Origin of the sequence: Paenibacillus sp. GCM10023250 (genome assembly GCF_042653205.1) — a bacterium.
Taxonomy (GTDB): Bacteria; Bacillota; Bacilli; order Paenibacillales; family Paenibacillaceae; genus Paenibacillus_Z.
Genome location: NZ_JBHSHY010000018.1, coordinates 101469 through 111497, shown reverse-complemented (window position 1 = coordinate 111497; position 10029 = coordinate 101469). Strand labels below are relative to the sequence as shown.

Below are 10029 nucleotides of genomic sequence, written 5' to 3'. Positions count from 1 at the left end.
GCGCGCGGACGCGCCGCCGTCCGCGGGACGGCCCTCGCCCGCCGGTTCCCCGGCGTCCGGCGCCGTCGCCCCCGCTTCGGCGCCGCCCGCCGCACCGCCCTCCGGCGGCGCGAACCCCGGCGTCGGCTCGAACGGCACCCAGCCGGCGCCCGGGAACCATACCGCCGCCCACGCATGCGCGTCGCTCGCGCGCACGGCGTACCGGCCGGCCTCGCCGCCGGCCGCAGCCGCTACCGCAGGCTCGCCCGGGGCGAAGCCTTTCACGTACCGCGCCGGAATGCCCTGCGTCCGCAGCAGCACCGCCATCGCGGACGCGAAATGGACGCAGTACCCTTCCCGCTGCCGGAACAGGAAATCGTCGACGAAGTCCGCGCCCGCCTTCGGCGCTGCTGTGTTCGTCAGCGTATACACATAGTTCGCGCGCAAGTAATCCGCGATCGCCTGCGCCTGTTCATAGCGCCCGGCCGGATTGCCGGCGTCCTGGATGATCCGCGCCGCGAGCGCACCGATCCGCGCGGGCAGACCGTCGGGAAGCTGCACGTAGGCGCGCTCCGCTTCAGCCGTCAGCGAGGGCATGCCCTCCGGCGCGGACGCCTCCGCCGACGCGCCGCCGCCGCTCCCCGCAGCGCCTTCCGTCCCGACGCTTCGCACGTCGACCTCGTTCGGCAGCTTCGTTGCGACCGTGTACTGCACGACCCGGTCCTCGTCGCCGCCCGGATAGAGCGCCCCGGTATCGGCGTCCCGCCAATAGGAGGCGGCGGCGCCTTTCGGGGCGAGCTGCAGCTTCAGCGCCGTCACGGCCGAATCGGCGCCGCCGGTGAACAGCGGGTAGCCGACGGTCGGCTTGGCAGGCGTCACGGTTTGCACGACGACGCCGGACGCGCCGTCGTCCGCGGCTTCCGCGGCTTCACGGACGCTCAGCTTCTGCCAGTCGTGCCCGTCCTGCTCCCAGCCCTTCCCGGTATAGACGGCCTTGCTGTCGCCGCGCAAATACCCCGCTTCCGGCGCCGTCACCGTGAACAGCACCGTATCGTCGGACGCGAGCGGATCGCCGAGCTTGGTATCGTCGAAGCCGTAACCCGTACGCCCCGCGCCGCCGCCGAGCCCGGACTCGGCCATCGCTTCCTCTGCCGCCGTCGACTCCGGTGAATGCCCGTCCTCCGCCTTGTCCCACCGGGCTTCGCCCCAGCGGACGACGTCCGCCGCCCAAGGCGCCTGCTTCGCGGACGTGCCGCTCGACCAGCCCCAGGCCGCGCCGATGCTCGCCGCCAGGATGAGCACGGCGAGCCACGCCGCCCCGCTCCACCAGCCGATAGTCCAGCCGGCGAGCCATCCTTGCACGGGCTTCCGGCCGCGTCCCTTGCCGGTGTCGCCGGTTCCGCCGCCGCTCCCGCCGGCCGCCGCTGCGAACACGTCCGGCACGCCGGCGAGCCGCTCGATCCGCGGCACCGTCACGAGCGCGCTCAGCACCAGCCCTTCCGCGCAGGCCCGCAGCAGGCCCGGAAACACGTCCAAGCCGAGAAAGCCGTACAGCAGCAGCAAATACAGCGCCGTCAGCGCCGTCAGGCCAAGCCCCCACTGCCGCAGCCACATGAGCGACTGCACGGCGATCGCCATCATGCCGAGCCCGCCGATGAGAAGCAGCGTGCGCAGCTCGCCGCTCAGCATGAATTCGGCCCGCAGAACATGCAGCGCGTCCTGCCGGACCGCGCGCGCGAAGCCGGATACCGACCCGGCGATGGAGCCGTAATGCGGCTCGAACAGGACGAGGACCGCCCCGACCGTGACGAGGCCGTTCAGCGCCAGCGCCGCCCACGTCGGCGGTACAAACAGGCCCACCGCCAGATACAGACCGACCGCGGCGAGCAGCGGGCTGATCTGATACAGCTCCGTATACGACTTCAGCTGCTCCAGCGGCAGCAGCCATTCGACGATCAGCCCGTACAGCAGCAAACTGGTGATCAGCCGGCGCGAACCGTAGCGGAAAAAATGCAGCCCCTCCCGTTCCTCCTGCCGCTTGGACGGAAGGCGCGCAGCCGGCGGGTTCATGCCGCCACCGCCGCTGCCCGGGCCGCTTCCCGGACCGCCTCCCCTACTATCCGTTCGCGGGTTCGGCATGCAGACCGCCTCCTTCCTTTCCGGCGCTTACCGCCGCCGCAGCCAGCCGCGGCGCCGTGTTCGCATAGCCTGCCGGGACGGGCATCGCCTTCACGCCGCAGCCCGTGCCCCGCAGCCGCTCTTGCCAGCTCCGTTCGGCGGCGTCTCCCCCCGCCTCGTGCACCGATAGCAGCAGGTGCAGCCGGATGCCGCGCACGCCGGCAAGCTTCGCGCCGTACGAAATATTGCCCGGATCGCCCGACGGCCGCGCGATCGCCTCGGCGTTCTCCGTCCGTCCCGCCGTCAGGCAAATGACGGAGGCGCCGCGCGGCGCCCCGGCAACGATGTCGGACAGCCGCTGCGACATCGGCTTCGCGGCGTCGCCGAGCCGCAGCCTAGCGAGGCGCGTCTCAGCCTCGCGCAGCGCGTCGCCGGCGCTGCCGCCGTCGTGGATGACGCCGTCCGCGACCGCGTTGGTCAGCACCTTGACGCGCTTCCCCTCACGCGCTGCCTCCCGCAGTATCGCCGCGGCGCGCCCCGCGTTCGCGTCAAACAGCCGGCGCGCCTTGCCGTAGGCGGACGGCGACACGTCCAGCAGCACAATGATCGCGCCCGCTTCCTCGGCCTCGCTCATCCGCGTCTGCATGCCGAGCCCGCGCGCCATCGCGCGCCAGTCGACGCGCCGCAGCGAATCGCCCGGCGCGTAGGCGCGCAGCTCCGGGCCCGCTCCATCCCGGCGAAGCCGGGAAGCGGCGGCCGCCATCTGCCCGCCAAACGCGGATACCGGCTGCAGGCCCTGCCGGGCCTGCTCGGGTTCGAAGCCCGGCAGCGGGCCGAGCCGTTCGCCGGCCGGCGGCGCCGGCTTGACGAGCGCGCGGCCGGGGCAGTCGACCCGCACGGTGCGGACCGTCAACCCGAGCATGTCGCCGCAGGTCAGCGCGATTGGATTAAATGCCAGCTCGCCGCGCTGCAGCCCTGCGACCGTGTACTCCAATACCAGGCGCTTGCGGAAGCCGGGCAGCAGCGCCCGCACGACTTGGACGCCGCGCTCCGCCGGCTTCTTCGCGCGCTCCGTGCTTTGCGGACCGATCGAATCCGCCGGTCCCTTCCGTCCCTTCGGACCCGTCCCGTTTCTCGACGCATACTTATCCGCCGAACCTTTCGCGGCTGTTGCGGCTGTCGCATCCTTCACAACCGCCGTATCCCCGCCGCCCGGTGCCCGGACGATCTCCTCCTCGAGGCATACCCATGTGAACGGCAGCATGCGGCTCAGCGTGAGCGTGAGCCGGACGCGCAGCTCGCCGCCATCGGCGAGTCCGTCCGCGCCGTATACGATCCGCTCCGCCCGGATGCGGCCGAGCGACGCGTACGGCAGCAGCAGCCCGCACGCCGCGGTCAGCGCCGCTGCGGCCGCGAACAGCCATTCCACCGCGCCGCCCCGCTCCAGCAGCGCGAACCCCGCGGCCGCGAGCACTACGAGCGCCGCCGCGCGCGCCGCGAACCGGCCGCGCAGCCCAGCCGTCCCCGGCACCGGCTCGGCCGTGTCCGGCCGCATGCCGGCCTCTGCGGCCGTCCCTCGTGCCGCCGGCGCACCGCCGCCCCGCTTATCCGCCGAGGCCCCGCGCACGCCTGCCGCTCCGGCTTCCTGCTTGTCTCCCGCGCCGGACGCCACCGCATCCGGCGCCGCGTTCGCCGCTTGTCCGCGGTCCGCGCTCTGCTTCGTTCCCGCCGTGCTCATCTTCCCACCGCTTTCTCTTCCAAATTCGCGCATCGTTACCGCCGCCATGCGTTGCCGATCCCCCTTCATCCGCGCTCGAATCCCGCACCGCGCGGCTTGCCGTTCCGCGCCCAGCCGCCCGCCGCTTCCGGGCGGCAGCCCGGCCCGTCACCGCCGGCGTCCGCCTTCGGACGCCGGCACCGGCGCCGCCGCCATAATATCCGCCAGCACCTTCACCGCCGTGCGCCCCTTCACCCAAGCCTCGTCCCGCACGAGCAGCCGGTGGGCCAGCACGGGCTCCGCCGTCGCCTTCATGTCGTCCGGCACGACGTAGCGCCGGCCCGCGACGTACGCCTCCGCCTGCGAGGCGCGCACCCAATCCAGCGTCGCGCGCGGACTCGCCCCGAGCTGCAGCTCCGCCGAGGCGCGCGTCGCGCCGACGACGTGCACGGCGTACGCGAGCAGCGCGGGGTGCACGTGCACCGACTGGGCGTCCTTCTGCATCCGCATCCATTCCTCCGGCACGATGACCGGCCGCAGCAGTTCCGGCAGCAGCCGCTGCCGGCCGGACGCCAGCATGCCGATCTCGTCCTCCGGCGACGGATAGCCGATCGACAGGCGCATCATGAACCGGTCCAGCTGCGCTTCCGGCAGCGGGTAGGTGCCGTCGTCGCGCAGCGGATTTTGCGTCGCGAGCAGCATGAACGGCTGCGGCAACGGCCGCGTCTCGCCGTCGGCGGACACGCTCCGCTCCTCCATCGCTTCGAGCAGCGCGGACTGCGTGCGCGGCGGCGTGCGGTTGATCTCGTCCGCCAGCACGACGTTGGCCATGAGCGGTCCTTGGCGGAACACGAGCTCGCCCCGCTTGCCGTCCCACACCATCCCGCCGACGACGTCCGCTGGCTGCAGGTCCGACGTGAACTGAATGCGGCGGAACTCGCCGCCGATGACCCGCGCGATGGCGCGCACGAGCAGCGTCTTGCCGACACCGGGCACGTCCTCGAGCAGTACGTGGCCGCCGGCCAGCAGTGCGCCGAACACCCGCGAGACGACCTGCTCCTTGCCGAGCAGCACGCTGTTCACGCGCGCCAGCATCAGCTGCAGCGACTGCTGCGCCGCTTCGGGCCACAGGTCCGCCTCCGGCGCGAATTGGGGCTCCGCCCCGATATCTCCTTGATGCGTCAACGATTTCGGCATCGATGGTTTCGAGATCATGGCACTGATCATCTCCTACTCTTCCAAACCTATTGAAATCCTCTACTTGCTAGTTTCGCCAGCAAACGCCTGCTTTACACCTTCCGCCGGACCGCCTCGGCCAATTTACTCCCAGCCGCGCAAAAAAAGGCGTCCGCACGTACCGGCCCATGCCGGCTTGCGCGAACGCCCTTCTCCTCTTCCCTGACTACGCTCTAGCGAACCATCACAGCTCGCTCGCCGCCGCCAGCACCTCCTGTACGTGACCTTTCACGCGCAGGTTGCGCCATTCCCGGACGAGCTTGCCCTTCTCGTCGATCAGGAACGTCGAGCGGACGAGGCCCATGTATTCGCGGCCGTACAGCTTCTTCAGCTGCCAGACGCCGTACAGCTCGCATACTTTATGCTCCGTGTCGGCCAGCAGCTCGAACGGCAGCTCGTACTTCGCCGCGAACTTCTCGTGCCTCTCCGCCGGATCGTTGCTGATGCCGAGCACGACGGTGTTATGCTTCCCGAACTCCGCGTATGCGTCGCGAAAATCGCACGACTCCTGCGTGCACGCCGGCGTCAGATCCTTCGGATAGAAGAACAGCACCACTTTATGGCCGGCGAACTGGCTGAGGCGGACTTCCCGCCCGCCCATGGCCGGCAGCGTGAAATCCGGCGCTTTTTTCCCCACGATCGCTTTCGCTTTCACTGGCATCGTTCCTTGCCTCCTTCTTCGTTGATCGTTCCGCTTTCGGCGCGCGCCGTTACGAGCCCGCGCCCCGGTACCGCTTGACGCCGTGGTTCCAGACCAGCAGCCCGATGCCGAACACGACGACGCCCATGAGCGGCGTGTACGGCGCCAGGTCCGTCAGCCCCGTCTCGTTATGCCCGAGGAAGTACGACGCCGGAATGACGCCCGTGAAGGCGAACGGCAGCAGCCACGTCAGCAGGAAGCGGATGACCTTGTTATAAATGTTGACCGGATACCGGCCGTAAGACGAGATGTTGTACATGAGCGGCAGAATCCCCGTCGGCGCGTCCGAGTAGAACGAGATCGCCGTCAGCGCCGTGAAGATGCCCGCGTAGATCAAGACGGAGCCGACCGTGAAGACGGCCAGCAGCAGGAAGTCCGTCAGGTGGAACGCCAGGCCGAGCTCACCCCAGGTGAGCATTATGATGACGACCCCGACGAGCGAGCCGAACAGGGACGGCGGATCGAGATTTTCGAGCAGCACCTGGTACAGATTGTAGGCGGGACGCGTCAGCACGCGGTCCATCTCGCCCTTGACGATATACCGTTCGCTGAAATTCCAGATGTTGAACAGCATGCCGAAGATGCCCGACGGCACCATGAAGTAGCCGTACACGAACACCACCTCGGCCTCGGTCCAGCCGCCGAGCGTCGGCGTATGCCGGAACACGATCAGGATGAAGATGAGGTTGACCGCCTGGAAGAGCAGGTCCGACAGCACCTCGATCCAGAAATCGGCACGGTAGGTCAGCTTGGTTTTGACGTAGTTTTTCATATATTCCGCTGCGAGCGACCAATAAAACATGATTCCTTACCCTCCCTGCACGAACAGCCGGCCCCGCGCCTGACGCCATACCCAGGCGATCGGCACGATCAGGACGACGAACCAGACGACTTGAATGCCGACGACCCGCAGCACCTCGTCCCCCGCGATCCGGCCGGTGAAGACGGAGCTCGGCAGGAACGTGATCGCCTGGAACGGCAGCCACTTCATCGCGACAGCCAGCCAGCCCGGGAAGAACGAGATCGGCACGATGACGCCGGAGAACAGATCGACGAGCACCCGTTTCATGCGCAGCATCCCCTCGTTATTTTCGACGAAGAACGCAAACAAGCCTACGAGCATGTTGATCTGCGTATTAATAAGAAAGCTGAACAGCAGCATGACGAGATACACGGCCCAGACGCCCGGATCCGTCGGAAGCTTGACCGGAAAGATCAGGCAGACGACCGCAAGGCCCGGCCCCATGAAGAGCAGCAGCCGGAACAGTCCTTCCCCGAAGCCCTGCATCAGCTTGACGAACAGGTAGTTGTACGGGCGGATGAACTGCACGGCTACGCTGCCGTCGCGGATTTCGTTCGCGATCTCGCGGTCGAGGTTATTGAAATAAAACGCCCTGGCCATCCAGGAGACCGCGACGTACGTCGTCATTTGCGCGAGCGTGAAGCCGGCGAGCAGCTTCTGGTCCCCGTAGATCGCCTCCCACAGAAAATAATAGGCGCCGATGTTGATCGTGTAGATGACGATGCCGCTGTAATAGTTGACGCGGTACGCGAGCATCATGAGAAACCGGATGCGGATCAGGTCCAAGTACGCGCTGTTCATCGCTTCGGCTCCTCGGACGCGGGCGCGCCGGCGCCGACCGGCACGGGCTCCCCGCTCGCGGCTTCGGCCGGCGCGGCGGCCGGTTCGGCTTGTCCGGCGGACCCGGCCTCCGCTTGGCCGCGCGATGCGGCTGCCGCGTCCGCGCCGGCCTGCGGCGCCTCGGCCGGGTCGGCCGCCGCGGCGGTGCCCGCCGAGGCACCCGCGACGAGCTTCGCGGCCGCTTCGTTCGACGCCGAGCCGGACGAGTAGATCTCGCGGACGATCTCGTCGGTATTGGTCTCCATGATCTTAATGTCGCGGATGTCCGACGTGCCTCCGACGACGCGCGCCAGCGCCTCCGAGACGTTCACCGCGTGCGGCAGCCACATCGTGGCCGTCAGCTCGTTGTCGACCGTCCATTCCACGCCCGCGAGGCCGTTCGTCAGACGGCGCAGCGCGTCGATCGAAGGCTGCTCGCCGAATTGGAACTGCAGCTCCCGCCCTTTGCTCCACCGGGTCTTGAGCTCGTCCAGGCCGCCGTCGTAGATAATGCGGCCGTCGTCGAGCATGATGACGCGCGAGCAGAGCGCCTCGATATCCTGCAGATCATGCGTCGTCAGCAGGATCGTCGTGCCCTGTTCCCGATTAATTTTTTTTAAGAATTCGCGGATTTCCGTCTTCACGACGATGTCGAGGCCGATCGTCGGCTCGTCCAGAAACAGGATCGCCGGGTTGTGCAGCAGGGACGCGACGAGCTCGCAGCGCATCCGCTGGCCGAGGCTGAGCTTCCGCACGGGCCGGTTCAGCAGGTCGCCGAGCTGCAGCCGCTCGACCAGCTCGTCGAGCCTTTTCTTGAACTCCGCTTCCGGCACGCGGTACACCTTGCGCAGCAGCTGGAAGGACTCGATGACGCCGATATCCCACCATAATTGGCTGCGCTGCCCGAAGACGACGCCGATGCCGCGGACGAATTTTTCCCTGTCTTTATAAGGCACGAAGCCGTTCACCATGAGGTGGCCCGAGGTCGGCACGAGAATGCCCGTAAGCATCTTGATCGTGGTCGACTTCCCCGCTCCGTTCTCGCCGATATAGCCGCAAATCTCGCCCTGCGGGATTTGAAAGCTGATGTCCTTGACCGCGGTAATTTCGTTATATTGGCGCTTGAACAAATCCTTCATCGCGCCGCCGAGGCCTTCCCGGTTCTTCTGTACCCGGAACTGCTTCCTCAAATCTTTGACGTCTATTGCCAGCATGCAGCATCCGGCTCCTCTCCGTTTCGACATTTCCTGGGAAATGTCCACCCTATTCGTTCCTATCAGATAAAACTTGCTTCTCTACGACAATCCATTTTATAATTTTATGATATGTAATGCTATACTGGATTTTCAAGCCCGGGCAATGCGAATGCCCCCGCGGAACGATGGCCAAGCAGGTACGATCGGACATCATTCACTGCACCGAAGCAGGTCGATCCTCATCCGGTTTCGGGCTATTACAAGGAGGAAGCAAACGAAAATGGCGCGCGCAAAAGCAAAGCAACCGAAACGCAAAAAGCCCTGGAAATGGGCGCTGCTCGGCGTATCCCTCGTGATCTTGGCGGTCGTCGGTTATTTTGTCTATCAGGCTTACGGCGTATATAACGGTCTCGATTCCTTGAGCAAGCCGACCACCGATCCCAAATTCACGAACTACGAAGTGAAGACGGCCGAGAAGCCGCCGGAATGGGAAGGCAAGGAACGCGTGAACATTTTGATCATGGGCGGCGACAACCGCGGCCTCCAGGAGAACGAGAAAGCCCGCTCCGATTCCATGATGGTCGTGTCCGTCGACCCGGTCAAGAAGGACATCCACCTCTTCTCCGTCCTTCGCGACACGTACGTGCACATTCAGGATCACGGCAGCGACCGGATCAACACCGCCTTCGCGGTCGGCGGTCCCGACCTCGCCATGCAGACGATCGGCGAAGTGCTCGGCCTCGATATTCAATATTATGTGTACACGGATTTTGAAGGATTCAAGTCCGTCATCGACGCGATCGGCGGCATTCAGAACTTCGACGTCGAGAAGGACATGAACTACGTCGACAATGCCGACGGCAACCGCTACGACATCCATCTGAAGAAGGGCATTCAGGACCTCGACGGCACGAAGGCGCTGCAGTACGTCCGCTTCCGCCACGACGCGATGAGCGACTTCACGCGCACGGAGCGCCAGCGCAAGCTGCTCGGCGCCGTAGCCGACAAGATGAAGAGCGGCTGGAGCCTGCTCAAGATGAAGAACATCGTCGACAGCGTCCAAGGCTACATCAAGACGAACATCGGCGTCGACGACATGATCAAGCTCGGCCAGCTCGGCGTGAACAGCCACATCGCCGGCCAGGCGCAGGTGCCTCCGATGGACCTGATCAGCGGCGAGAAGGTAGGCGGCGCGTCGGTGCTCGCCATCTCCGACGAAGACAAGCTGCTCCAGTTCGTCCAAGACGAGCTGCAGAAGGATTCGACGGTCGCGCCTCCGGCGGACGCGCAAGGCGCGGACGGCGCGAGCGGATCGGTGACGAACTCGTCGGACGGCAAGTCGGACGGCAAGTCGGGCGGTAAGACAAGCGGCAAGTCGGGCGGCGACACCGCGAACGGCTCGAACGATTAATTCGAATCATTCATCGAGCGATTCATTCGAGCGGTTCAGTCGAACGATTCA

At 66.5% G+C, this 10029-nt stretch carries 8 protein-coding genes; 1 reads left to right on the top strand and 7 read right to left on the bottom strand.

What is annotated here, in order from left to right; genetic code table 11:
• From ACFPB1_RS15765 to ACFPB1_RS15735, 7 genes are all read right to left on the bottom strand, one after another.
• Positions 1 to 2118, bottom strand: a 2118-nt coding sequence (locus ACFPB1_RS15765) for a transglutaminase-like domain-containing protein (RefSeq protein ID WP_379226935.1), incomplete at its 3' end; no start/stop codon positions are given.
• Complete coding sequence (locus ACFPB1_RS15760) at positions 2096 to 3835, bottom strand: DUF58 domain-containing protein (protein ID WP_379226933.1); 1740 nt, start codon at positions 3833 to 3835, stop codon at positions 2096 to 2098. The genes ACFPB1_RS15760 and ACFPB1_RS15765, both read right to left, overlap by 23 nt.
• Before the next feature lie 147 nt (positions 3836 to 3982).
• Entirely contained in the window at positions 3983 to 5029 is a 1047-nt protein-coding gene (locus ACFPB1_RS15755; RefSeq protein WP_379226931.1) for an AAA family ATPase, read from the bottom strand.
• Positions 5030 to 5234: 205 nt separating this feature from the next.
• The gene (gene bcp / locus ACFPB1_RS15750) at positions 5235 to 5711 is read right to left on the bottom strand and encodes a thioredoxin-dependent thiol peroxidase (protein ID WP_379226929.1); all 477 of its coding nucleotides are present in this window, start codon (positions 5709 to 5711) and stop codon (positions 5235 to 5237) included.
• Between the two features lie 49 nt (positions 5712 to 5760).
• Positions 5761 to 6552 (bottom strand): ABC transporter permease, encoded by a 792-nt coding sequence (locus tag ACFPB1_RS15745; RefSeq protein ID WP_379226926.1) that lies wholly within the window; start codon positions 6550 to 6552, stop codon positions 5761 to 5763.
• A 6-nt stretch (positions 6553 to 6558) separates the two neighbouring features.
• A complete protein-coding gene (locus tag ACFPB1_RS15740; RefSeq protein ID WP_379226924.1) occupies positions 6559 to 7353 on the bottom strand; it encodes an ABC transporter permease in 795 nt (264 codons plus the stop codon).
• The gene (locus tag ACFPB1_RS15735) at positions 7350 to 8585 is read right to left on the bottom strand and encodes an ABC transporter ATP-binding protein (RefSeq protein ID WP_379226922.1); all 1236 of its coding nucleotides are present in this window, start codon (positions 8583 to 8585) and stop codon (positions 7350 to 7352) included. Before ACFPB1_RS15735 ends, ACFPB1_RS15740 begins: the two co-directional genes overlap by 4 nt.
• Positions 8586 to 8847: 262 nt before the next feature.
• Between ACFPB1_RS15735 and ACFPB1_RS15730 the strand changes: the two genes are divergently transcribed.
• The gene (locus ACFPB1_RS15730; RefSeq protein WP_379226920.1) at positions 8848 to 9978 is read left to right on the top strand and encodes an LCP family protein; all 1131 of its coding nucleotides are present in this window, start codon (positions 8848 to 8850) and stop codon (positions 9976 to 9978) included.
• The last annotated feature ends 51 nt before the right edge of the window (positions 9979 to 10029 follow it).